Origin of the sequence: Xanthobacter lutulentifluminis (assembly GCF_043194675.2) — a bacterium.
In the GTDB taxonomy this organism is placed as follows: Bacteria; Pseudomonadota; Alphaproteobacteria; order Rhizobiales; family Xanthobacteraceae; genus Xanthobacter.
Genome location: NZ_CM195525.1, coordinates 1,629,782 through 1,652,455 on the forward strand (window position 1 = coordinate 1,629,782; position 22,674 = coordinate 1,652,455).

The window sequence follows — 22,674 nt, forward strand, 5'->3', positions numbered from 1 at the left end:
GGCCCGAAGGCCGGCGTCGCAGGATGGCACGCCGGACACGGTCCGGCCTGAAGGAGGAGCCGCGACCCGGAGGCGCCGCGGCGGCCGGCCGGCGCCGGCATCGGCCTCAGTAGCGGTAGTGCTCGGGCTTGAACGGGCCCTGCTGCGCCACGCCGATATAGGAGGACTGCTGGTCGGTGAGCTTGGTGAGCTTCACGCCGATCTTGTCGAGGTGCAGCGCCGCCACCTTCTCATCGAGGGTCTTGGGCAGGGTGTAGACCTTCTTGTCGTACACGCCCGGCTTGGTGAACAGCTCGATCTGCGCCAGCGTCTGGTTCGTGAAGGAGGCAGACATCACGAAGCTGGGATGGCCGGTGGCGTTGCCCAGGTTCACGAGGCGACCCTCCGAGAGGAGGATGATGCGCTTGCCGTCGGCGAACTCGACCTCGTCCACCTGCGGCTTCACATTGTGCCACTTCAGGTTCTTCAGCGCGGCGACCTGGATCTCGCTGTCGAAGTGGCCGATGTTGCAGACGATGGCGCGGTCCTTCATGGCGCGCATGTGATCGACGGTGATCACATCCACGTTGCCGGTGGCGGTCACGAAGATGTCGGCGCGCGGCGCCGCCTCTTCCATGGTGGTGACCTCATAGCCTTCCATGGCCGCCTGCAGGGCGCAGATGGGGTCGATCTCGGAGACGATGACGCGGCAGCCGGCGTTGCGCAGCGAGGCGGCGGAGCCCTTGCCCACGTCGCCGAAGCCGGCGACCATCGCCACCTTGCCGGCCATCATCACGTCGGTGCCGCGGCGGATGCCGTCCACCAGCGACTCACGGCAGCCGTACAGGTTGTCGAACTTCGACTTGGTGACGCTGTCGTTGACGTTGATGGCGGGCCACAGCAGCGTGCCCTTCTTCTGCATCTCATAGAGGCGATGCACGCCCGTGGTGGTCTCTTCCGTCACGCCCTGGATGGTCTTGGCGAGCAGCGAGTACCAGCCGGGCTTGTGCTTCAGGCGGCGCTTGATGGCGGCGAAGAGGACTTCCTCCTCCTCGTTGGTGGCGCCGTCGAGGAAGGCGGTGTCGCCCTCTTCCGCGCGCTTGCCGAGGTGGACGAGCAGGGTGGCGTCGCCTCCGTCGTCCAGGATCATGTTCGGGGTGCCGCCGTCGGCCCACTCGAAGATGCGGTGGGTGTACTCCCAGTATTCCTCCAGCGTCTCGCCCTTGACGGCGAACACCGGCGTGCCGGCCGCGGCGATGGCGGCGGCGGCGTGGTCCTGGGTGGAGTAGATGTTGCAGGAGGCCCAGCGCACGTCGGCGCCCAGCGCCTTCAGCGTCTCGATGAGCACGCCGGTCTGAATGGTCATGTGCAGGGAGCCGGCGATGCGGGCGCCCTTGAGCGGCTGGGCGGGGCCGTATTCGGCGCGGGTGGCCATCAGGCCGGGCATCTCGATCTCGGCGATGTCCAGCTCCTTGCGACCCCAGTCGGCAAGGTTGATGTCCTTCACCACATAATCGTTGCTCATGGATTTCTCCGCTCGAAGACAGCCGCGCCGGAGGGCGCCGGACAGGATGGCGGGGCCTCTAGCACGAAGCGGCGCAAGGGGCAATAAACATATAAAGAAATGCTTATATGGCTAGCTGACGCCGCGACAAACCCGCATGCTGCAACGCCCGCCAAGTTCCCGCTCGCAGGCGCGAAAGCAGGCATCGAAGTAAGGTTGGCGACACGGGCCGCTTTGATTCCGACAAAAAATGTGATATACGTGACTTTACAGTCGATTGCTTTCACCACCAGCCGCTTCGCGCCTGCAATCCGGTTCGGCGGATATTTGGGCGCTTTCTCGGGAACAGAGGGGCGAGAATTCGCGCGCCAGCCACCATGTTGCGGCGCGGCGCGAGGGCTGTCCACGGTCATCGATTGGCAGAGCGGGTTGTCGGGCGTTCCGGCCGCGACCCAAGTCCGCAGCGCTACGGTGCGCGTCGTCCCGGTGACCGGACCGGCCGGCCGCCGCACCAACAGGTTCGGCCCGGGGCGTCACGTCCGAGGGCCGGATCAGGAGTGTCAAGAGCATGTCGGCAAAGAAGAACGCGCAGACCCGTCTCGGCTTCAAGACGGGTGAGCACATTGTTTACCCTTCCCACGGCGTAGGCCGCATCATGGCCATCGAGGAGCAGGAAGTCGCCGGTTTCAAGCTCGAACTCTTCGTGATCTCGTTTGAAAAAGACAAGATGACGCTGCGGGTGCCCGTTCCCAAGATCGCCAGCGTCGGCATGCGCAAGCTCTCCGAGACCAACATCGTCGAGAAGTCGCTGGAGACGCTGCAGGGCCGCGCCCGCATCAAGCGCACCATGTGGAGCCGCCGCGCCCAGGAATACGAGGCCAAGATCAACTCGGGCGATCTCGTCGCCATCTCCGAGGTGGTGCGCGACCTCTACCGGTCCGACGCCCAGCCGGAGCAGTCCTACTCCGAGCGCCAGCTGTACGAGGCCGCCCTCGACCGCATGGCCCGCGAGCTCTCCGCGGTGCAGAACATCACCGAGACCGAGGCGGTGAAGCTCATCGAGCAGAACCTGCTGAAGGGTCCGCGCCGCGGCGCCGCCAAGGCCACCGAGGACGCCGACCTCGACGCGGATATCGAGGCCGACGAGGCCGCCTGATCCCTCAGCCCCTCTTCGTGCGGATCAAAGGACCCGGCTTCGGCCGGGTCTTTTTTTGCCCGCGCCCGGGGAACCAGCCCCGTTTCCGCCCGTTATCGGCCCAGGGGCTGGCTCGGAGAAGCGATCATGTCCAATCGTGACCAGGATCAGCGCAATCCCCAGAACCAGCAGGACAAGGGCCGCGAGACCCCCGGCAAGCAGCAGCAGCAATCCCAGATGCCGGGCCAGAAGGGCGGCCACCAGCAGCAGGGAGGCCAACGCGATCCCCACAAGGATCAGCAGCGCGACCAGCGCTGACCGGTGCTGACCGAAGTCGAAGCCGCCGGCTGCCCCCTCCCCGGGGGGCAGCCGGTTTTCGTTGGGCGCCGCCGGGGCGATTCGCCGGTGGCTAGACGCCTGCCGCGCCGCCGTCCGAGCGCGGATCGTGCGCTCCTTCGATGTCGCCGCCCGGCGACAGGATCACCGCACCAGCGTGACCCATGGTATCGCTGTAGTCCTCGGGCACCAGCGCGAGGTCGTGGCCCACGTGCGCCAGCCGGTCGATGATCTCGCCGTCCAGCCGCGGCTCCAGCCTCAGGCGCGTTTCCGCGTCTCCCCAGGTGCGCCCCAGCAGCCAGCGCGGCCGGGCGATGGCCTCGCCCAGCGGCACGCCGAACAGGGCATGGCGGGTGAACACCGCCGCCTGCGTCTGCGGCTGGCCCTCGCCGCCCATGGTGCCATAGGCCATCACCCGCCCGTCGGCCAGCTCGGCCAGCGCCGGGTTCAGCGTGTGGAACGGCCGTCGCCCGGGCTTCAGCGGGTTGAGCGCGCCGGGTTGCAGGGAGAAGCTGGCGCCGCGATTCTGCATCAGCACGCCGGTGGCCGGCAAGACACAGCCGGAACCGAACTCGAAGAAGATGGACTGGATGTAGGACACCACCAGTCCCGAGGCATCGGCCGCGCCGAGCCACACGGTGTCGCCGCCGCTGGAACGGTCCGGCCACGCCAGCGCCCTTCCCATCTCGATCCCGGCGGCGATTGCGTCGAGGCGCTTGGCGTCGGCCAGCAGGGCATGCGGGTCTTCGGGCAGGAAATCGTGGTCGCACACCATGGCGTCGCGCAGCCGGAACGCCCGCTTGGTGGCCTCGACGAGGCCGTGGACGTGCTCGAAGCTGTCGCCACGCGCAACGCCCAGCCGGTCGAACAGGGCGAGGATCAGCAGGGAAGCGAGGCCCTGGGTGGGCGGCGGCGCGTTGAAGAGGCGCGCCTTGCCGATCTTCACCGACAGGGGTTTGCGCTCGATCGCCTGATAGCGCACGAGATCCTCGCGGGTGACGGGGCTGCCGATCCGCTCCAGGTCGGCGGCGATCTCGCGGCCCACGTCGCCGCGGTAGAAATCGGCGAGGCCGGCGCCGGAGAGGTGGTCCAGCGTGTCGGCAAGGCGCTCCTGCCGCAGCACCTGCCCCACTTCCGGCACGCTGCCGTCGGCATTCAGGAACACCGAGGCGAAGCCGGGCGCGGGGGCCAGCTCGGCCTTCTTCTCCGCGGTCAGGCGCGACTGGGAGCGGGTGACCGGCACGCCTTCCCGGGCATGACGGATCGCCGGCTCCAGCAGGCGCCGCACGGTCATCCTGCCGCCATGGGCCCGCGCCGCCTCCAGCGCGAGGCGCCAGCCGTCCACCGCGCCGGGCACCGTGACGGCGGCGAGCGGCCCGCGCGTCGGCACCGCATCGAGACCGCGCGCATGATAGGCCGCGACGCTCGCCCCGGCGCCGGCGAAGCCGCAGGCCTCGATGTAGCGCACCCGCCCCGACGGCTCGCGAATGAGCCAGAAGCCGTCGCCGCCCACATGGTTCATGTGCGGGTAGACCACGGCGATGGCCGCGGCGGCCGCCACCATGGCCTCGATGGCGTTCCCACCCTCGGCCAGCACCTCCCGCCCGGCCTCGGCCGCAAGCAGATGGGGCGCGGCGACCATGCCGCGCCGGGCATGAACGCTTTCGTGGGCTTCGGCGGGCAGCATCCGATGGATCTCCTGGTTACGGGTGGCGGACTTGACCCGAAGGCCCGGCCGTCGCAGTTTCCAGCCCCATATAGAGCAGCGGCGGGCAAAGGCTCCACTGCGGGAGACGATGATGGCAGGTTCTGTGGAAGCGGGTTCGGCGGGCGCGGGCGGCAAGCGCGGCAACCTCCTGACGGTGGCCAGCGCGACGGCCCTCGTCGCCACCGAGGCGTTTGCCACCGCCGTCGCCGCCGGCTGGGCATTGGCAGGCCTGCTGAACCTCGGCGACGTGGGCGAATATGCCCTCATGGCGTTGTTCTCGGTCGCCGCCGCTTATGTGACGGTGGTGTATTTCCGCCGCGCCGTGAAGGTGGAAGCGAGCGGCATCTGACGCCGCGTTCAGGGCCGCCAGCGCGTCACGACCGCCTCCGGGGCGGGGCGCGGCCGGTCCGGCACGCGCGCGGCCGGGCTGCCGATATGGATGAAGCCGGCGACCTTCTCCTGCGGACCCACGCCCAGCAGCGCCGCCGCCTGCGGGTCACGGCCCGGCCATTTCAGCAGCCACAGCGCCGAGAAGCCCATGGCGCCGGCCGCGACGACGAGATTCATGCCGGCCGCGCCCGCCGACAGCACCTGGTTCAGCTCCGGCACCTTGGCCGCCGGATCCGGCCGGCTCACCAGCACCACGGTGACCGGCGCGCGCAGCAGGTAGTCACGCCACATGTGGGCCTTTTCCGGCGCAAGGCCGGGGTTCTGCGCGCCATAGAGCGCATCGAGCCGGTCGCCGGCCGCGGCCCGGGCCTCCCCCTCCAGCACGATGAAGCGCCACGGCACCAGCCGTCCGTGATCCGGCACCCGCGCGGCGATGGCGAGCATGCGGTCCAGCTCCAGCGGGCTCGGCCCCGGCGCCACCAGCGCCCGCAGCGGCAGGGAGCGCCGCGCCTCCAGCAACGCCAGCGCCTCCGGCACCGGCTCCAGCCCCAGGGGCGCGAGCAGCTCGCCCGGGGCAGCGGAATGGTGGTGGCCCGATACGGTTTCAGTCATGGACGGCCTATCCTGTCGAACCCGCCCCGCCGGCGCGGCGGCCGCGAGAACAACACCTGCGCGGTGAAAGTAGAACTGGAATTAGTCTTGTCCGGGCCGCCAGTCGCAGCCGCGCCGCCCCCGCAGCCGGGCGCCGCATCGTGCCCGCCGGCGGAACGGGCGGTGTCGTCCAACATTCATGTACCAAAGCAGGGCAGATGTGTTAGTGTGCTTGCTGGTCGCAGGCATGTGCCCATCGTTATGGGCATGTCTGGGCCTTGACCATTAGGCTGCGAGGCGAGACGCGGGTGGCTGGATTAAGCGTTGTGCGAAGGCGGATCTTGAGACGCCGGGACCGTGCAAAACAATAACCGCACGAAGAGCGCATATATATCCGGCAGTGGTGGATGACCCTTAAGCCAAAATTGGCGATAGACCTCAACGGAAATACACATGAGCCGTAACCGAGACTTCCGAGAGCCGCGCCGCCGTGGCTTTGACGACGACTTTGCGCCGCCGCGTGACCGCGGCTTCGGAGGGGACCGTCCGTTTTCTTCGCCGAGCAGCAGCTTCAGCGCCCCCATCCCGTCGGGCCCGCCCCTCGACGCCACCGTGAAGTGGTTCAACCCCGAGAAGGGCTTCGGCTTCGTCGAGCTCTCCGACGGTTCGGGTGACGTGTTCCTGCACGCCCGCGCCCTCGAGGCCGCCGGCCAGGAGAGCGTCCCCCCCGGCTCCAAGCTCTCGGTCCGCGTGGGCCAGGGCCAGAAGGGCCGCCAGGTGACCGAGGTGCTCGAGGTCGACACCTCGACCGCCGAGGCCGCTCCCCCGCGCCGCAGCTTCGGCGGCGGTGCTGGCGCCGGCGGCGCCTTCGGTGGCGCGCCCCGCTCCGGCGGTCCCCGCGCGGCCACCGGCCCGACCGAGGAGCGTGTCGGCACCGTGAAGTGGTACAACCCCGACAAGGGCTTCGGCTTCATCGCGGTGGAAGGCGGCGGCAAGGACGTGTTCGTCCACGTCACCGTCATCTCCCGCTCGGGCCTCAGCGACCTCGCCGAGGGCCAGCGCGTCGTGGTGCAGGTGGGTCAGGGCCCCAAGGGTCCGGAAGCCCGCGGCATCGAGCTCGCCGACTGATAGATATCCTGCCGCCGCCCCTTCGCCGGGGCGGCGACAACGGATCTGACGAACAGGCGAAGCCCTGCGCTTCGCCTGTTTTCGCTTTGTCTGGAGAAGAAGAACAACATGGCCCAACAGCCTGAGGCAGACCTGCAGAGGCTCCTCGATCGCCTGAAGGCAGCACAGCGCGACCTTCTGCTCGCCGCAGCCCGCAGCTCCGCCCTCCCCTCCGACGGCATGCTGCGCAAGCTTTCCGACCTCGAAGGCGCCATCGCCGCCACCGAGGCCCTCATTCAGGAAGAAGACGCGCGCCGCTGAGCGCCCGACATCCCGCTCTGGGGCATACGGCCCTCGGGCTTCCGCGGCGCGAAACCGCGCGGCACGGCCGAGGTGCCCGGTTTCGCGAACGGCATCGTTCCCGGTCCGGAAGCCACCGGCACCCCCCTTGCGGGCACCCCCCTTGCGGGCAGCCCCCTTGCGGCAGGCGCCCATCCGGGTGCCTAGGAGCAGCGCGGCCGCAACCTCAACCTATACGAGCATCCACGAAACGGCGGCTTTCCAGTGCGTCGGCCGCACCCACGCGACCGCCACCCAACCGCAAAGCCGTCGTTGAGATTGCGATCGCGGTCGCGCACCCACGCGAAGTCGCCGGCCGCGTCTGGACATGGGCGCGCCCGCTCCAGAGCGGGTGACGGTTCCCGCCCCCGCGCCTTGCCGGCAGACCACGCCTCTCAAGCCACGTCTCTCGATCCACCCGGCCATCGCACCGACCGGCCGGCCGGTCCGAGGGCGGATGCTGCGACCGGTGCCGGGGCCGCTCAGTCGCGCAGCAGGCGGCGGATCACCTTGCCTGTGGTGGTGAGCGGCAGCTCCCGCACGAACTCGAACGCGCGCGGATATTCATAGGCTGCGAGGCGCGTGCGCACGAAATCGCTGAGGTCAGCCTCCAGCGCCGCGCTCGGCTCCACGCCGGGCATCAGGACCAGCACGGCCTTGACGATCTCGGTGCGCAGCGGGTCCTTGCGGCCGACCGCGGCGGCCAGCGCCACTGCCGGATGGCGCAGCAGCACGTCCTCGATCTCCGCCGGCCCGATGCGATAGCCGGCCGAGGTGATGACGTCGTCGTCGCGGCCGTGGAAATGGAAATAGCCGTCCTCGTCCAGCGTCGCGAGATCACCGGTGAGCAGCCAGCCGTCGCGGGTCTTTTCCTGCGTCGCCTCGGGCCGGTTCCAGTAGCGCAGGAACATCACCGGGTCCGGCGCGCGCACGGCGATCTGCCCCATCTCGCCCGGCGGGAGGACGGCGCCGTCCTCGCCCAGCACCGCCACCTCGTGGCCCGGCACCGCCTTGCCCGTGGCCCCGGCCCGCGCCACGCCGAGCGCGGCGGAGGAGCCGATGACGTAGTTGCACTCGGTCTGGCCGTAGAACTCGTTCACCGGCACGCCCAGCGCCTCGCGGCCCCAGGCGAAGGTCTCCGCCCCGAGCGCCTCGCCGGCCGAGCCCACCGTGCGCAGATCAAAGCCGAAGCGCCCGCGCGGGTCGCTCACGGCGCGCATCATGCGCAGGGCGGTGGGCGGGATGAACACGTTGCGCACCTGGGCCCGCGCCAGCAGGGCGAAGGCGGCCTCGGGATCGAACTTGCCGCGCGGCTGCGCCACCACCGGCACGCCGAGCGCCAGCGCCGGCAGCACGGTATTCAGCAGCCCGCCGGCCCAGGCCCAGTCGGAAGGCGTCCACATGCGGTCGCCGGGCTGGCCGATGCCTTCGTGGGTGTAGGTGACGCCGCTCACGTGCGGCAGCAGCACCCGGTGGCCATGCAGCGCGCCCTTGGGCTGGCCGGTGGTGCCGGAGGTGTAGATCATCAGCGCCGGATCGTCCGGGCCGGAGGCGATGTCCAGCGGCCGGTCGGACGCGGCCTCGATCAGGTCGGAGAAGGCCACGGCGCCGTCGCGCGCGCCGTCCACGCTCACCACGAAGGCGAGGCCCTCGGGCCGTTCCGTCACCTTGGCGAGGCCGGCATCGTCGGTCACCAGCGCCCGCGCGCCGGAATCCGACAGCCGGTAGGCAATCGCCTCCACCCCGAACGCGCCCGCCAGCGGCACCGCGATCGCGCCCATCTTGTAGACCGCGAGATGGGTCACCAGCACTTCGAGCGACTGCGGCAGCAGGATCGCCACACGGTCGCCTGCACGGATGCCGTGGGCGAGCAGCGCGTGGGCGAGGCGATTGGAAAGCGCGGCCAGCGTGCCATAGGAGACGGCACGGAAATCGTCGCCCTCGGGCAGCAGCAGGGCGGTGGCGTCCGGCGTGCGCGCGGCGATGGCGTCGCAGGCGTGGACGGCCATGTTGTAGCGGGAGGGAATCTCCCAGCGGAACACCCGGCGCCGGCGCTCATACTCACTCGACTGCGCCAACATCCTCGCCCATGCCTTTCCGCCCCCGCCATGTTGCGGCGCACGCTAGAGCATTTTCAAGCGAAGGGGCAACCGCTTCGCTCGACGAAGATGCGTGAGCGCGGCCGCCCGGCCTGTGCGGATGGCGCGCGGGGGCGCGGAACGACGGGATGCCCGGCGGCGGAAAGCGGCCCGGCCCGCGCCGGCCAGGTCATCGCCGCGCAGGCGAGCGTGTCCGGCGCCTCAGCGGCCGCTGGTATCGGGCTGAGCCAGCACCAGCGCCCAGTAGACCTTGTACTTGGAATTGGGGGCGTTGGCGGTGGCGATCCCCATGCGGGTCACGCCCGGCTCCAGCATGTTCTTGTTATGGGAGGGGGAATCCCGCCAGCCGGAGAACGCCTCCGCCAGCGTGTGATAGCCCGCGCCCACGTTTTCCACGGCCTTGGAGGCATTGTAGCCGGAGGCCTTCATGCGGCTCATGAAATTGCGCCCGCCCACCTCGTGGGAGAGGTTGTCCGCCTTGGCCATGGCGTTGGCCTGGTCCTGAGCGATCTTGTTCAGCTGCTCGTCGACGCTCACTGGCGAGAGGCCGCGGGCGACGCGGTAGTCGGTGAGCAGCGAGGCGGCGGCGGCCGCGTCCACCGGCTTCCCGGTCTTGGCGAGGTTTGTGTAGAAGGCCGGCTGGCTGTCGATCTGCTCGGTGGTGCCGCACGCGGCGACGAAGGTGAGCAGCGCGAGCCCGGCACCGGCGAGAAGGGAACGGCGGAGGATCGGGTCGCGCATGGCAGTCTTCCGGCTGGGGTCGGGGGCTCCCCGCCCCCCGTGATGCCAGCGTTGTGCGGCCATCACGGTTGAGGAACCGTTAGCGGGGCGCCCGGCGGGTCGGCCGGACGCCCCGGGCGCATCACTGCAACGGATCGGGGGGCGTGGGCGGCGGCGGCACCATGTCGGTGGGCGCGCGGCTGAGCGAGGCCCACGGCTGGATCGCCATGCCGATGCCCGCCTTGCGGAAGCGCGCCAGCACCTGGAAATGCAGATCGCTCTTCACCGTCAGCGCATAATCCACGTTCGCCACCACGCAGCGCAGCTCGAACGCCATGCCGGCATCGGCGAACTTGGTGAGGAACACCCGCGGCGGCGGCGTCTGCAGCACCTGCGGATGGTCGCAGGCGCAGGAGACGAGCAGGTCACGCACTTCCTCCGGGTCGCAGTCGTAGGAGACGGAAACCTGCACGATGATGCGGCCGGTGGTGTTGGAGTGCGTCCAGTTCTTCACCATGCCGGTGATCAGGTCGGAGTTGGGCACGATCACCGTGGCGCGCTCGAAGGTCTCGATCTCGGTGGAGCGCACCGAGATGCGCCGCACGTAGCCTTCCTCCCCCTTCACGTTGATGGTGTCGCCCACGCGCACCGGCCGCTCCGCCAGCAGGATGAGGCCGGACACGAAATTCGACACGATGCCCTGCAGGCCGAGACCGATACCGACCGAGAGCGCGCCGGCCACCAGGGCCACGTTCTCCAGGTTGAGGCCGATCTCGCTCATGGCGATCATGATGGCGATGATGGTGCCGGCATAGCCGACGATGGTGCTGATGGACGACTGCAGCGACGGCTCCAGCCCCGAGCGCGGCAGCAGCGCGGTGGAGACCCAGCGCTGGAACGCGCGCGCCAGCACCAGGCTCACCAGCAGCAGCAGCACCGCGTAGAGCACGCTCCACAGGGTGATGGTGGCCGAGCCGATGCGCACGCCGAAGGAGACGCGCTCCACCGTGTCCATCACGTCGGCGGTGGAGGTGCCCCAGCTGCCGACGATGAGGAAGGCGGCCACCACGAACAGCAGCACCTTCAGGAGGCCGGAGAGCAGGACGCCGATGAGCTCGAGGCGGGCCGCCTTCAGGCCCAGCGCCTTGGAGATCCGCTGGGCGCGGTGGGTCTCGGCGCCGAGACCCTCGCCGAAGAAGGAATCGATCAGCGCGTACAGGATGTAGAGGCAGCCGAGCACGGCGGCGGCCACCACCATGCGGGCGGCGACGAAGGCGGCGAAGCTCACATAGCCGGCCACCAGCGCGCCGATCAGCATCACCACGGCGATCCACACCACGAGGCGCAGCCACTGCCGGCCCTCCGCCGGAGCCACCAGCTCCTGGGTGGGCGCGGCCCCCTCGGCGGCCTCGCCGGTGCCCTCGTCGGAGCGGACCATCCCCACCAGGAAGCGGGCGATGAAGCCGGCGATCAGCAGCGCCATCAGCGCGCTGGTCACCACCGTCAGGCCCACCGGGGCGAACAGCACGCGGTGCAGGGCATTGAGGAAGGCGGCGATGGCGAGCGTCCACACCGCGAACGAGAAATAGCGGAAGGCGAGGCTCGCGGCCGCATCGGACAGGGGCGGCAGCCGTCGCCACGGCTCGTCGGGAGCCAGCAGCGCGCGGCCGACGGCATTGCCGATGGCCTTGATGAACACCGCCACCGTCAGCCCGTGCAGAAGGTCGACCGCACGCGGCGGCACCACCTCGAAGCCACCGATGAACGCCAGCGCGGCGATGGTGGCGAGGGGCGCGACGGTGGCGTTGAGCATCACCACCTTGAGCGCCTCGCGGGCAGCGCGCAGGCGGGTCAGGCTCACCCCCGGCTCGGGCGGGCGGGTGCGCAGGCGGCGGCGGAGCAGGCGCCCGCCGGCCACCACGGCCACCACGATGGCGGTGGCGCCCAAAAGGATGCCCATCAGCGCGAGCGGGCCCTGCCGGCGCAGCGCGAAGGCCGTCCAGTCGTTGGCGAAGAAGCGGATCGCCCGCGCCTCGGAGGTCACCGAGGAGACAGCGTTGGTCCACAAATCGGGATCGAGGATCGAATCCGAGCGCTCGAACAGCTGGCTGGTGAACAGGGCGCGGCGGCGGGTGCTGATGCGGTCAGAGACCTGATCGGCCCGCAGCAGCAGGGCCCGGCTCTGCTTGAGCACGGCGCCGAGCTCCGCATTGACCTTCTGCAGGCGCTCGCGATCGGCGACCACGGCCGGATCCTCGGCCACGCCTTCGGTCGGCTTGCCGAGCGCGTTCAGCCGGGTCTCGGCGTCGCTGACGCGGGGCGAGATCTGGTCGCTCACGCCCACGAGGTCGCGGCGGGCGGGATCGAGGCGCTGGCGCAGGTCGTCGAGATCGTTGGGACGCAGCCCTTCCAGCGCCAGCGCCGCGTCGAGCGCATCGAGGGTGGCGCGGGCGGCCTCCATCTTCTCGCGGGCGGCCACGACGGCGGGATCGGGCGGAGCGGGCGCGACCGGCACGGCCACGGGCGCGGGGGCCACGGGCGCGGGGGCCGCAGGCGCGGGCGCTGCCGGAGCCGTTGCAGCGGCGGCAGGAGCTGCAGCAGGAGCGGCTGTGGCAGCGGCAGGGGCGGCAGGGGCGGCAGCCGCCGGGTGAGCCGGAGCTGCCGCGGGCGCGGGCGCGGCCGGGCGGGAAGCAGCGGCCGCGGGCGGCGCGGCAGGCGCAGAAGCAGCGGGCGCAGGAGCAGCGGGCGGCGAGGCGGCGGGCACCGTGGCGGGCAGCGGCGCGGGCGCCTCGGGAATGCCGGCCGCCGCATTGCCTTCCGACGGCGCCGGCCGGATCTGGCCCTGATGCTGCCCCTGATGCTGGATCTGGGCCGGCTGGGCATCGGCCCCGGCCAGCGGCACAACAGTCAACAGGAGCGCGACCAGAGCGGCCGCGGACTTCATCACGTGCATTTCGAACCTCCGCGGCGGCGTTCCTGTCGCCCGAAGGCGGCATCCTCGTGGCAGATGGCCGGGAAAAGGCGGCCGGCGATTGGACCACCCCGGGCCGCGCATGCGTGAAAACCGCTGGAAAGGCGGACGCGTTTGCCGCTAATTCGGTTCCCCCGGCCCCGCTGCCGGAAGAGAGAGGCTTTTCCTGATGACCGGCGCCGTTCCCGTCAAGCCCCAAGCCACGCTCAAGTCCGCCGGGGCCGTCCCCGCCGTGTCGGGGACCGATCCGGTGGCGCTCGCGGCCGAGCTGATCCGCGCCCCGTCGGTCACCCCCGATTCCGGCGGCGCCCTGGATCTGGTGGCGCAGAAGCTGGAGGCGGCGGGCTATCGGGTGGAGCGCCTCACCTTCGAGAGCGGCGGCGTGCCCATTCCCAACCTGTACGCCCGCCTCGGCGACGCCAGCCCCAACCTGTGCTTCGCCGGGCATGTGGACGTGGTGCCGGAGGGCGATCCCGCCCACTGGACCCACGCCCCCTTCTCCGGCGAGATCGTCGACGGCAAGCTCTACGGGCGCGGCGCGGTGGACATGAAGGGCGCGGTGGCGGCCTTCCTCGCGGCCGCACTCAAGGCCGGACGGCCGGCCAAGGGCAGCCTCTCCTTCCTGATCACCGGCGACGAGGAGGGCCCCGCCCTCGACGGCACGGTGAAGGTGGTGGAGTGGCTGAAGGCGAACGGCGAGCGCATCGACCATTGCGTGCTCGGCGAGCCCACCAATCCGGCCGCGCTGGGCGACGCCTTCAAGGTGGGCCGGCGCGGCAGCCTCAACGGCGTCATCACCGTGCGCGGCCTGCAGGGGCATGTGGCCTATCCCCACCTCGCCGACAATCCCGTGCCCCGGCTGATCCGGCTTCTCGCGGCCCTCGACGCCGCCCCACTCGACGCCGGTTCCGACTTCTTCCCGCCGTCGAATCTGGAAGTGGTGTCGGTGGACGTGGGCAACCCGGTGTTCAACCTGATCCCCGCCGAGGCCACAGCGCGCTTCAACGTGCGCTTCAACGACCGCCACACGCTGGAGACCCTGAAGGCGGAGATCACCGGCCGCCTCGATTCGGCCGGCGAGCCCTACAGCCTCGATTTCCAGGCCGGCGCCAGCCAGAGCTTCCTCACCGCGCCCGGCCCGTTCACCGAGCTGGTGGCCGATGCGGTGGAGGCGGAGACCGGCCGCCGGCCCGAGCCCTCCACCTCGGGCGGGACCTCCGATGCGCGCTTCATCAAGGACATCTGCCCGGTGGTGGAGTTCGGCCTGGTCGGCCAGACCATGCACAAGGTGGACGAGGCGACCCCGCTCGCCGACATCGAGGCGCTGACGCGCATCTACGACCGCATCATCGACCGCTACTTCGCCACCTTCGCGTGAGCCCGGAACACCTTCCATGACCGAGACCGAAGTGCTGACCCGCCTCGACGTGGGCGGCCGCGACATCGCCGTGCGCACCCTGCCGGGGGCGGCGCCGGGCCTGTTCTGGCTCGGCGGCTTCAAGTCGGACATGACCGGCACCAAGGCCGAGCGCCTCGCCCAGTGGGCCGCCGCCAACGGCCGCGCCAACGTGCGATTCGACTATTCCGGCCACGGCATCTCCGGCGGCGCGTTCGAGGACGGCACCATCTCGCGCTGGCTGGAGGAGGCGGTGGCGGTGTTCGACGCGGCGACCGCCGGCGAGCAGGTGGTGATCGGCTCGTCCATGGGCGGATGGATGGCGCTGCTGCTGGCGCGCCTCCTCGCGGCACGGGAGGCGGCGGGCGGGCCGCGGCGGCTGAAGGGCCTGATCCTCATCGCCCCGGCCCCGGACTTCACCGAAACCCTGATGTGGGAGCGTTTCCCCCCGCCGGTGCGCGAGCTGATCGAGACCACGGGGCGCTTCCTCAAGCCGACGCTGTACGGCGAGGACCCCTATGTCATCACCCGCGCGCTGATCGAGGACGGACGGCGGCACCTGCTGCTCGGCGCGCCCTTCTCGGTGGGCTGCCCGGTGCGCATCCTGCAGGGGGCGCGGGACGAGGACGTGCCGTGGGAGCACGCCATGCGCCTCGTCAGCTGCCTCGCCGAGGACGACGTGGTGTTCACCCTCATCAAGGACGGCGACCACCGCCTGTCCCGCCCCGAGGATCTCGACCGGCTCATCGACGCGGTGATCCACCTCGCCTGAGTCCGGACGCCACCGCCGTGCCGATGGCGCGGCGGGCGGGCGCGGAGAGTCAGATCTGCCGGGAGCTGCCGACAGGCCCGGCAATCCCTTGGCCTGCCCACAGACGACGAAAACCCGCGGGCGTTGCCACCCGCGGGCGAATCTCGTCACGAACCTTGAGCGCGGCTCAGGCGGCCGGAGCAGCCTCGGCCTTGTTGGCCTTGGCGATCTGGCGCTTCAGCTCGAGCGCGAGGGGGGACAGCTCCTCGTCACGGGCCTTCTTCAGGAAGGCGTCGAGGCCACCGCGGTGGTCCACGCTCTTCAGCGCGTTGGCGCTGATGCGCAGGCGCACGGAGCGCTTCAGGGTCTCGCTCTCCAGCGTGACGGCGCACAGGTTCGGCAGGAACCGGCGCTTGGTCTTGCGGTTCGAGTGGCTCACGAGGTGGCCCGTCAGAACCCCCTTGCCGGTCAGATCACACCGCCGGGACATGGCGAAAGTCCTTTTTTCTTCGTATGGCGCGGGGAACGCCGCCGGGGCCAGACGACCCTCGTGCACTCACCCGCTCTATCGGGAAGCGGCTCCTATAGGGGGAGAGCCGGTGCCCGTCAAGGTGCGCGGGGTATATCGGCCCCGCGCGAACCTTGCTAAGGGAAGCGGGTCGTGCGGCCAAGCTTCGCGTGGGGGAACGCGGCATCGGGCCGGAAAAAAACACTGGCATGGGGGGAAGCCATGAAGACCGGAATCGGGCTGAGCGCCGCCGTACTGTCCGCCGCGCTGTTCCTGTCCACGGGCGAGGCAAGCGCCCAGGGCAAGTTCATCGTCAATGAGCTGTCGGGCAAGTGCATCGACGTATCGGGCGCGCCCGGCGTCAAGAACGGCGCGCCGCTGATCCTGTATGCCTGCGAATTCTCCGGCAAGAACCCCAACGGCTCGCAGACCGACCAGAGGTGGGAGTTCCTGCCGCAGGGTTTCATCCGCAACACGCTCTCCGGCAAGTGCATTGACGTGCCCGGTGCCCCGGGCGTCAAGGCCGGCACGCCGCTCATCCTTTATGAGTGCGAGCTGTCAGGTAAGAACCCCAACGGCTCGCAGACCGACCAGCAGTGGCAGCTGACCCCGGAGGGACTGATCCGCCACAAGCTGTCCGGTAACTGCATCGATGTCGTCGGCAACCCGGGTTCCGCCAATGGCGCCCGCCTCCAGCTGGCGACGTGCGAGGTCGCCGGAGGTCCGTCCGATCAGTATTGGCGCGTGAAGTAGCGCCGCTCCTCACCCCGGCATCAGCACGGCGCGGCCCTTCTGGACCACACCGGCGATGAATTCCGCCGCCACGCGGATGCGCGCGAGATCGCGCGTGTCGGTATGGGTGAGCAGCCAGAAGGCCCGCGTCAGCCCCACCTCGGAAGGCAGCACCGGCACCAGCCCGTCCGGCCCCGGGCCGCGGAAGCGGTCCGCCATGAAGCAGGGCAGGACGCACACGCCCGCCCCGGCCTGCGTGGCGGTGAGCTGGGCGACGAGGCTGGAGCTCTTCAGCCGCACCCTGATGTCCTTGGCCACCAGCGGCACGTAGTCGAGCTCCGGGGCGTAGATCAGGTCGTCCACGTAGCCGATGAAGGGATGGCGCGCGAGCGCGGCCCGGCTCTCGATGGGCCCCGTGTGCTCCAGATAGGCGCGGGCGGCATAGAGGCCGAGCCGGTAGTCCGCCAGCTTGCGGGCATGAAGCCGCCCCTCCTTCGGCCGCGACAGCGAGATGGCAATGTCCGCCTCGCGCTTGGAGAGGGAGAACAGGCGCGGCATGGCGAGGAGCTGGATGTCCAGCTCCGGGTGCAGGTCGGCCAGCGCAGCGATGCGCGGGGCGAGGAAGAAGGTGCCGAAGCCGTCGGGCGCGCCGATGCGCACGGTTCCCGCGACGCCGAGGTCCGCCCCGCCGATCTCCCCCTGCGCCGCCAGCGCCAGCGTCTCCATGCCCTCGGCGGCGGCCAGCAGCCGCTCCCCCGCCGCCGTGAGGCCATAGCCGTGGGGTCGCCGGTCGAACAGCTTGGCGCCCAGCGAGGCCTCCAGCGCGGCGAGGCGGCGGCTGACCGTGGAATGCTCCACCTTCAGCCGCGCCGCCGCCACCGTGAGACGGCCGGCGCGCGCCACGGCGAGGAAGAACCTCAAGTCCGACCACTCGAAATCCCCTGCCCGCATGGCCTCCCCTCATGTGAATTGACGCACATGGATGGTGCGAAGATAGCCGTGGCCGTGCATAAAAAGATACGGCAATGTGCCGGCCAATCAAACGGCGCCTCCACGGCGCCGGACGCTTTGGAAACGCACCGCAAGGGAACACGCATCATGCGCGAGATTGGCCATTTCATTGGCGGCAAGCACGTGCCCGGCACGTCCGGCCGCACGGCGGACGTCTACCAGCCCATGACCGGCGAGGTGGTGGCCCAGGTGGCGCTCGCCTCCAACGAGGAGATGGCCGCCGCCATCGCCAACGCCAAGGCCGCCCAGCCGGCCTGGGCCGCGACCAACCCGCAGCGCCGCGCCCGCGTGCTGATGAAGTTCCTGGAGCTGGTGCAGCGCGACTACGACCTGCTCGCCGACCTGCTCGCCCGCGAGCACGGCAAGACGGTGCCGGACGCCAAGGGCGACATCCAGCGCGGCGTCGAGGTGATCGAGTTCGCCGTCGGCATCCCGCACCTCATGAAGGGCGAGTTCACCGACGGCGCCGGCCCGGGCATCGACATCTATTCCATGCGCCAGCCCCTGGGCGTGGTGGCCGGCATCACGCCGTTCAACTTCCCGGCCATGATTCCCATGTGGAAGTTCGGCCCGGCCATCGCCTGCGGCAACGCCTTCATCCTGAAGCCGTCCGAGCGCGATCCCGGCGTGCCGATGCACCTCGCCGCGCTGATGCTCGAGGCCGGCCTGCCCCCGGGCATCCTCAACGTGGTGAACGGTGACAAGGTGGCGGTGGACGCCATCCTCGACCACCCGGACATCCAGGCGATCGGCTTCGTCGGCTCGTCCTCCATCGCCCAGTACATCTACGGGCGCGGCTGCGCCAACGGCAAGCGCGTGCAGGGCTTCGGCGGCGCCAAGAACCACATGATCATCATGCCCGACGCGGACATGGACCAGGCGGTCGATGCCCTCATCGGCGCCGGCTACGGCTCGGCGGGCGAGCGCTGCATGGCCATCTCGGTGGCGGTGCCGGTGGGCGAGGAAGCCGCCGAGCGCCTGCTGGAGAAGCTGGTGCCGCGGGTCGAGAGCCTGAAGATCGGCCCCTCCACCGACGTCACCGCCGATTTCGGCCCCCTCGTCACCCGCGAGGCGCTGGAGCGGGTGCGCAACTATGTGGACATCGGCGTCCAGGAAGGCGCCAAGCTCCTCGTGGACGGCCGCGGCTTCAAGCTCCAGGGCTATGAGAACGGCTTCTACATGGGCGGCTGCCTGTTCGACAACGTGACCGCCGACATGCGCATCTACAAGGAGGAGATCTTCGGACCCGTCCTCTCCGTGGTGCGCGCGCCGGACTACAAGGAGGCCCTGCGCCTTCCCACCGAGCACGAGTATGGCAACGGCGTCGCCATCTACACCCGCGACGGCGACGCGGCCCGCGACTTCGCCTCCAAGGTGCAGGTGGGCATGGTGGGCATCAACGTGCCGATCCCGGTGCCGCTCGCCTACCACACCTTCGGCGGCTGGAAGCGGTCCGGCTTCGGTGACCTGAACCAGCACGGCCCGGACGGCGTGCGCTTCTACACCAAGACCAAGACCGTCACCTCCCGCTGGCCCTCGGGCATCAAGGACGGCGCGGACTTCGTGATCCCGACCATGGGCTGAGGCCCGCGACGGCCGCCCCGCGCCTCAGGCGGCGGGGCGGTTTTCGTCTGGCATGCCCGCCGTGGCGACCACCCCCGGCGGGCGAACCGTGGCGCGCACGAAGGCATCCCCCATGTTCACGCTGAACGAGGACCAGATCGCCATCCGCGACATGGCGCGCGATTTCGCCAACGAGCAAATCGCGCCCTATGCCGTGGAGTGGGACGAGAAGAAGCATTTCCCGGTCGACACCCTGCGCGCCGCCGCGGCGCTCGGCATGGGCGGCATCTATGTGAAGGAGGACGTGGGCGGCTCGGGCCTCTCGCGCCTCGACGCGGCGCTCATCTTCGAGCAGCTCGCCACCGGCTGCCCCGGCACCTCGGCCTATCTGTCCATCCACAACATGGCCACCTGGATGATCGACCGCTTCGGCGACGACGCCCAGCGCCGCAAATGGGTGCCCCGCCTCGTCGCCATGGAGCACTTCGCCTCCTACTGCCTGACCGAGCCGGGCGCCGGATCGGATGCGGCGGCGCTGAAGACCAAGGCGGTGCGCGACGGCGACCACTACATCGTGGACGGGCAGAAGCAGTTCATCTCCGGCGCCGGCACCTCCGACATCTACGTCGTCATGGTCCGCACCGGCGGCGAGGGGCCGAAGGGCATCTCCACGCTGGTGATCGAGGCCGGCACCCCCGGCCTCTCCTTCGGCGCCAACGAGAAGAAGATGGGCTGGAACGTGCAGCCCACGCGCTCGGTCATCATGGAGGGCGTGCGCGTGCCGGTGAAGAACCGGCTGGGCGCGGAGGGCGAAGGCTTCAGGATCGCCATGGCCGGCCTTGACGGGGGACGCCTGAACATCGGCGCCTGCTCGCTCGGCGGCGCGCAGGCGGCGCTGGAGAAGTCGCTCTCCTACATGCGCGAGCGCAAGGCGTTCGGAAAGCGGCTGGACGAGTTCCAGGCGCTGCAGTTCCGCCTCGCCGACATGGCCATCGAGCTGGAGGCCGCGCGCACCTTCCTGTGGCGCGCCGCAGCCGCGCTCGACGCCAAGACGCCCGACGCCACAAAGCTGTGCGCCATGGCCAAGCGCGTCGCCACCGACCGCGGCTTCGAGGTGGCCAACGACGCCCTGCAGTTGCACGGCGGCTACGGCTATCTCGCCGACTACGGCATCGAGAAGATCGTGCGGGACCTGCGCGTCCACCAGATCCTCGAGGGCACCAACGAGATCATGCGCCTCATCGTCTCCCGCGCCCTCATCGCGCAGGGGAACTGACGGGCGCTGTCCCCCTCTCCTGCCCGAACGCGGCTGGCGCCGGCTTCGGGGAGGGTCGCGGCCGAGGCCGGCAGCAGCGACGGAGGGGGATCGGGCGAGGGGGAATGTCGCCCCGGCGGATCGCTGCCGGCGCGCCGGGTCACCCCCTCCCCTCTTTGCTTCGTCCCTCCCCGCACCGGCGAGGGACGCCATCGCATCCGGGAGGAACCATCATGGCCACCATCGCATTCATCGGCCTCGGCAACATGGGCGGGCCCATGGCCGTCAATCTCGTGAAGGCCGGCCACGCCGTCGTCGGCTTCGACCTCGTGCCCGCAGCGCTGGAGGCGGCGAAGGCCAAGGGCATCGCCATCGCGGACAGCGCCAGGGCGGCCGTGGCCGCGGTGGATGCGGTCGTCACCATGCTGCCCTCGGGCAAGCACGTGGTGGGCGCCACCACCGGCGCGGAGGGCCTGTTCGCCGCCGCCAAGCCGGGCACGCTGTTCATCGATTCGTCCACCATCGACGTCGCCTCCGCCCGCGCCTTCCACGAGGCGGCCAAGGCGGCCGGCCATGCCAGCGTGGACGCCCCCGTCTCCGGCGGCGTCGGCGGCGCGGAGGCCGGCACCCTCACCTTCATGGTGGGCGGCACGGATGAGGCATTCGGCGCGGCGAAGCCCCTGCTGGAGCTGATGGGCAAGAAGATCGTCCATTGCGGCGGCGCCGGCGCCGGGCAGGCGGCGAAGATCTGCAACAACATGATCCTCGGCATCTCCATGATCGCCGTCTCCGAGGCGTTCGTGCTGGGCGAGAAGCTCGGCCTCTCGCATCAGGCGCTCTACGACGTCGCCTCCACCTCCTCCGGCCAGTGCTGGTCGCTCACCACCTATTGCCCGGTGCCCGGCCCGGTGCCCACCAGCCCGGCCAACCGCGGCTATCAGCCCGGCTTTGCCGCCGCGCTGATGCTGAAGGACCTCAAGCTCTCGCAGGATGCGGCCGAGACCGCCGGCGCCTCCACCGCCATCGGCGCGGCGGCGACCGCGCTTTACACGGCGTTTGCCGCCGAGGGGAACGAGGGCAAGGACTTCTCCGGCATCGTCGAGTGGATCCGCACCCGCGACGAGACCTGAGCGCGCGTCACGCCGCCAGCCCGGTCCGCTGCGGGCCGGGTTCGCTCCGGGTTGACCTGAGCCGGCCAAGCTGGTCTGAGGGGCTCATCTCCCCTCGCGACAAGGCTGGCCCGTGTTCCACACCACCTGCGAGCGGCCGTGGCTGGTCGCCCGCTTCCCGCAGATGCAGCGCATGGTCAGCTGGTCGCTGGCGCGGCCGGGCTTCGTGGATGCCGCCGCCGTTGCGTGGCTGGAGGTGGGCAACGCCGAATTGTGCGCGGTGGACGATCCGGAGCGCTGGTTCCACGAGAAGCTCTCGGCCCGCGGCCTCGCCGATGCGGTGGGCATGATGACCGCCCGCAACGTCGCCCGCCACGAGCGCGCGGTGCGGGTGGTGGAGGGCCTCGGCGCGGATTGCCTCGTCACGCTCGGCCTCAACAATGGCGAGCACGTGGGCGAGCGGGTCGGTGCGCACCTGCATCCGCTGAACGCGGGCACCATCAACATCCTGTGCGCCCTCTCCGTGCCGGTGACCGACGGCGCGCTGCTGGAGGCGGCCTCCATCGTCACCCAGGCGCGCACCGTGGCGCTGATGGAGGCGGCCTATCGCCGGCCGGGGCGGCGGGAGATCGTGACCGGCACGGGCACCGACTGCATCGTCGTCTGCGCGCCGCTGGGGCCGGCCCCGACGCCATACGCCGGCATGCACACCGCGCTCGGCGAGGCGGTGGGCGACGCCGTGCTCGGCGCCACCCGCGCCGCCATCCGCGCGTGGCGGGCGGACTACGGGCAGGAGGCGTGAGGCCTCAGCCCTGCTCGTCGATCAGCCGTGCCACCGCCGCCCGCAGCTCGGGGAAGCCGGCGCCGGTCTCGCTGGAGGTGGGAAACACGATCGGATAGGCCGCGGGACGCCGGCGGATCTTGTCTTCCACACCGGCGATGACGGACGGCAGCGCGCTGGGCTTCACCTGATCGGTCTTGGTGAGGATGATGGCGTAGGACACCGCCGCCTTGTCCAGCAGGTCGAGGATCTCCTCGTCCACCGGCTTGATGCCATGGCGGCTGTCGATCAGCACGAACACGCGGGCAAGGTTCACCCGGCCGCGCAGGTACGCCTTGATGGTGCGCGTCCAGGCGTCCACCTTCTCCTTCGGCGCCTTGGCGAAGCCGTAGCCGGGCATGTCCACCAAAGACAGTTGCGGCCCCACCCGGAAGAAGATGAGCTCCTGCGTGCGGCCGGGCGTCACCGAGGTCCGCGCCAGCGCCTTGCGGCCGGTGAGCGCGTTGACGAGGGAGGACTTGCCCACGTTGGAGCGCCCCGCCAGCGCGATCTCCAGCCCCTGCATGGGCGGCAGCACCTCCACCGTGGGGGCGGCGGCCACGAACTGCCAGTCGCCCGCGAACAGCAGGCGGCCGGGCTCGATGTAGGGATCGGGCGCGTCGGGCGCGGAAGGGGTCTCAGTCATGGCT

21 protein-coding genes are annotated in these 22,674 nt (G+C 70.4%); 12 read left to right on the forward strand and 9 right to left on the reverse strand.

Translation table 11 applies throughout. The features are described from left to right. Window positions 1–106: 106 nt before the first annotated feature. Window positions 107–1,504 (reverse strand): adenosylhomocysteinase, encoded by a 1,398-nt coding sequence (ahcY, locus tag V5F49_RS07350; protein ID WP_394118004.1) that lies wholly within the window; start codon window positions 1,502–1,504, stop codon window positions 107–109. A gap of 547 nt (window positions 1,505–2,051) precedes the next feature. Between ahcY and V5F49_RS07355 the strand changes: the two genes are divergently transcribed. After that, window positions 2,052–2,639, forward strand: a complete 588-nt coding sequence (locus V5F49_RS07355) for a CarD family transcriptional regulator (RefSeq protein WP_394118003.1) — start codon at window positions 2,052–2,054, stop codon at window positions 2,637–2,639. Window positions 2,640–2,765: 126 nt separating this feature from the next. Continuing rightward, window positions 2,766–2,936 (forward strand): hypothetical protein, encoded by a 171-nt coding sequence (locus V5F49_RS07360; protein WP_394118002.1) that lies wholly within the window; start codon window positions 2,766–2,768, stop codon window positions 2,934–2,936. A 91-nt stretch (window positions 2,937–3,027) separates the two neighbouring features. Here V5F49_RS07360 and V5F49_RS07365 read toward each other — a convergent pair whose 3' ends face one another. Then, window positions 3,028–4,641, reverse strand: a complete 1,614-nt coding sequence (locus V5F49_RS07365; protein WP_394118001.1) for a gamma-glutamyltransferase family protein — start codon at window positions 4,639–4,641, stop codon at window positions 3,028–3,030. 112 nt (window positions 4,642–4,753) lie between these two features. Between V5F49_RS07365 and V5F49_RS07370 the strand changes: the two genes are divergently transcribed. Next, window positions 4,754–5,011: a hypothetical protein gene (locus V5F49_RS07370; protein WP_394118000.1), complete on the forward strand. Its 258-nt coding sequence runs from the start codon at window positions 4,754–4,756 to the stop codon at window positions 5,009–5,011. Between the two features lie 8 nt (window positions 5,012–5,019). Here V5F49_RS07370 and V5F49_RS07375 read toward each other — a convergent pair whose 3' ends face one another. Next, the gene (locus V5F49_RS07375; protein WP_394117999.1) at window positions 5,020–5,664 is read right to left on the reverse strand and encodes a nitroreductase family protein; all 645 of its coding nucleotides are present in this window, start codon (window positions 5,662–5,664) and stop codon (window positions 5,020–5,022) included. A gap of 591 nt (window positions 5,665–6,255) precedes the next feature. On the opposite strand from V5F49_RS07375, the gene V5F49_RS07380 reads away from it, so the two are divergent. Both V5F49_RS07380 and V5F49_RS07385 read left to right on the forward strand, forming a co-directional pair. Continuing rightward, window positions 6,256–6,771, forward strand: a complete 516-nt coding sequence (locus V5F49_RS07380; RefSeq protein ID WP_394117998.1) for a cold-shock protein — start codon at window positions 6,256–6,258, stop codon at window positions 6,769–6,771. A 108-nt stretch (window positions 6,772–6,879) separates the two neighbouring features. Continuing rightward, window positions 6,880–7,071 carry a hypothetical protein gene (locus V5F49_RS07385; RefSeq protein WP_394117997.1) on the forward strand — a complete coding sequence of 64 codons (192 nt, stop codon included), beginning with the start codon at window positions 6,880–6,882 and terminating at the stop codon, window positions 7,069–7,071. Between the two features lie 500 nt (window positions 7,072–7,571). On the opposite strand, the gene V5F49_RS07390 is transcribed toward V5F49_RS07385, so the two are convergent. The 3 genes from V5F49_RS07390 to V5F49_RS07400 form a co-directional block, all read right to left on the reverse strand. Continuing rightward, entirely contained in the window at window positions 7,572–9,170 is a 1,599-nt protein-coding gene (locus tag V5F49_RS07390; RefSeq protein ID WP_394117996.1) for an AMP-binding protein, read from the reverse strand. A 219-nt stretch (window positions 9,171–9,389) separates the two neighbouring features. Next, a complete protein-coding gene (locus V5F49_RS07395; RefSeq protein ID WP_394117995.1) occupies window positions 9,390–9,929 on the reverse strand; it encodes a CAP domain-containing protein in 540 nt (179 codons plus the stop codon). A gap of 121 nt (window positions 9,930–10,050) precedes the next feature. Continuing rightward, window positions 10,051–12,444, reverse strand: a complete 2,394-nt coding sequence (locus V5F49_RS07400) for a DUF3772 domain-containing protein (RefSeq protein ID WP_394117994.1) — start codon at window positions 12,442–12,444, stop codon at window positions 10,051–10,053. A 604-nt stretch (window positions 12,445–13,048) separates the two neighbouring features. Between V5F49_RS07400 and dapE the strand changes: the two genes are divergently transcribed. Beyond that, on the forward strand, window positions 13,049–14,257 hold the full coding sequence (dapE, locus tag V5F49_RS07405; RefSeq protein ID WP_394117993.1) for a succinyl-diaminopimelate desuccinylase: 1,209 nt from the start codon (window positions 13,049–13,051) through the stop codon (window positions 14,255–14,257). A gap of 16 nt (window positions 14,258–14,273) precedes the next feature. Further along, window positions 14,274–15,047 carry an alpha/beta hydrolase gene (locus tag V5F49_RS07410; RefSeq protein ID WP_394117992.1) on the forward strand — a complete coding sequence of 258 codons (774 nt, stop codon included), beginning with the start codon at window positions 14,274–14,276 and terminating at the stop codon, window positions 15,045–15,047. Between the two features lie 166 nt (window positions 15,048–15,213). On the opposite strand, the gene rpmB is transcribed toward V5F49_RS07410, so the two are convergent. Further along, a complete protein-coding gene (gene rpmB, locus V5F49_RS07415; RefSeq protein WP_394117991.1) occupies window positions 15,214–15,516 on the reverse strand; it encodes a 50S ribosomal protein L28 in 303 nt (100 codons plus the stop codon). Window positions 15,517–15,756: 240 nt separating this feature from the next. Between rpmB and V5F49_RS07420 the strand changes: the two genes are divergently transcribed. Continuing rightward, a complete protein-coding gene (locus V5F49_RS07420) occupies window positions 15,757–16,287 on the forward strand; it encodes an RICIN domain-containing protein (protein WP_394117990.1) in 531 nt (176 codons plus the stop codon). Between the two features lie 9 nt (window positions 16,288–16,296). Here the strand turns inward: V5F49_RS07420 and V5F49_RS07425 are convergent, their stop codons facing one another. Next, a complete protein-coding gene (locus V5F49_RS07425) occupies window positions 16,297–17,217 on the reverse strand; it encodes a LysR family transcriptional regulator (RefSeq protein WP_394117989.1) in 921 nt (306 codons plus the stop codon). A 147-nt stretch (window positions 17,218–17,364) separates the two neighbouring features. Here V5F49_RS07425 and V5F49_RS07430 point away from each other — a divergent pair, with 147 nt between their 5' ends. The 4 genes from V5F49_RS07430 (at window position 17,365) to V5F49_RS07445 (ending at window position 22,006) form a co-directional block, all read left to right on the forward strand. After that, window positions 17,365–18,861 (forward strand): CoA-acylating methylmalonate-semialdehyde dehydrogenase, encoded by a 1,497-nt coding sequence (locus V5F49_RS07430; RefSeq protein ID WP_394117988.1) that lies wholly within the window; start codon window positions 17,365–17,367, stop codon window positions 18,859–18,861. Between the two features lie 112 nt (window positions 18,862–18,973). Further along, on the forward strand, window positions 18,974–20,116 hold the full coding sequence (locus V5F49_RS07435; RefSeq protein WP_394117987.1) for an isobutyryl-CoA dehydrogenase: 1,143 nt from the start codon (window positions 18,974–18,976) through the stop codon (window positions 20,114–20,116). Between the two features lie 212 nt (window positions 20,117–20,328). Beyond that, a complete protein-coding gene (gene mmsB, locus V5F49_RS07440; protein WP_394117986.1) occupies window positions 20,329–21,225 on the forward strand; it encodes a 3-hydroxyisobutyrate dehydrogenase in 897 nt (298 codons plus the stop codon). A gap of 112 nt (window positions 21,226–21,337) precedes the next feature. Next, window positions 21,338–22,006 carry an adenosylcobinamide amidohydrolase gene (locus V5F49_RS07445; RefSeq protein ID WP_394117985.1) on the forward strand — a complete coding sequence of 223 codons (669 nt, stop codon included), beginning with the start codon at window positions 21,338–21,340 and terminating at the stop codon, window positions 22,004–22,006. A gap of 4 nt (window positions 22,007–22,010) precedes the next feature. On the opposite strand, the gene yihA is transcribed toward V5F49_RS07445, so the two are convergent. Continuing rightward, window positions 22,011–22,670: a ribosome biogenesis GTP-binding protein YihA/YsxC gene (gene yihA, locus V5F49_RS07450; protein WP_394117984.1), complete on the reverse strand. Its 660-nt coding sequence runs from the start codon at window positions 22,668–22,670 to the stop codon at window positions 22,011–22,013. Window positions 22,671–22,674: the final 4 nt, after the last annotated feature.

Coding starts and splice junctions, on each gene's coding strand:
- V5F49_RS07390 (WP_394117996.1), bottom strand. CDS start 9,170: ATGTTGGCGCAGTCGAGTGAGTATGAGCGCCGGCGCCGGGTGTTCCGC.
- V5F49_RS07395 (WP_394117995.1), bottom strand. CDS start 9,929: ATGCGCGACCCGATCCTCCGCCGTTCCCTTCTCGCCGGTGCCGGGCTC.
- V5F49_RS07365 (WP_394118001.1), bottom strand. CDS start 4,641: ATGCTGCCCGCCGAAGCCCACGAAAGCGTTCATGCCCGGCGCGGCATG.
- V5F49_RS07355 (WP_394118003.1), top strand. CDS start 2,052: ATGTCGGCAAAGAAGAACGCGCAGACCCGTCTCGGCTTCAAGACGGGT.
- V5F49_RS07385 (WP_394117997.1), top strand. CDS start 6,880: ATGGCCCAACAGCCTGAGGCAGACCTGCAGAGGCTCCTCGATCGCCTG.
- ahcY (WP_394118004.1), bottom strand. CDS start 1,504: ATGAGCAACGATTATGTGGTGAAGGACATCAACCTTGCCGACTGGGGT.
- V5F49_RS07360 (WP_394118002.1), top strand. CDS start 2,766: ATGTCCAATCGTGACCAGGATCAGCGCAATCCCCAGAACCAGCAGGAC.
- V5F49_RS07375 (WP_394117999.1), bottom strand. CDS start 5,664: ATGACTGAAACCGTATCGGGCCACCACCATTCCGCTGCCCCGGGCGAG.
- V5F49_RS07410 (WP_394117992.1), top strand. CDS start 14,274: ATGACCGAGACCGAAGTGCTGACCCGCCTCGACGTGGGCGGCCGCGAC.
- mmsB (WP_394117986.1), top strand. CDS start 20,329: ATGGCCACCATCGCATTCATCGGCCTCGGCAACATGGGCGGGCCCATG.
- V5F49_RS07430 (WP_394117988.1), top strand. CDS start 17,365: ATGCGCGAGATTGGCCATTTCATTGGCGGCAAGCACGTGCCCGGCACG.
- dapE (WP_394117993.1), top strand. CDS start 13,049: ATGACCGGCGCCGTTCCCGTCAAGCCCCAAGCCACGCTCAAGTCCGCC.
- V5F49_RS07420 (WP_394117990.1), top strand. CDS start 15,757: ATGAAGACCGGAATCGGGCTGAGCGCCGCCGTACTGTCCGCCGCGCTG.
- yihA (WP_394117984.1), bottom strand. CDS start 22,670: ATGACTGAGACCCCTTCCGCGCCCGACGCGCCCGATCCCTACATCGAG.
- V5F49_RS07370 (WP_394118000.1), top strand. CDS start 4,754: ATGGCAGGTTCTGTGGAAGCGGGTTCGGCGGGCGCGGGCGGCAAGCGC.
- V5F49_RS07435 (WP_394117987.1), top strand. CDS start 18,974: ATGTTCACGCTGAACGAGGACCAGATCGCCATCCGCGACATGGCGCGC.
- rpmB (WP_394117991.1), bottom strand. CDS start 15,516: ATGTCCCGGCGGTGTGATCTGACCGGCAAGGGGGTTCTGACGGGCCAC.
- V5F49_RS07425 (WP_394117989.1), bottom strand. CDS start 17,217: ATGCGGGCAGGGGATTTCGAGTGGTCGGACTTGAGGTTCTTCCTCGCC.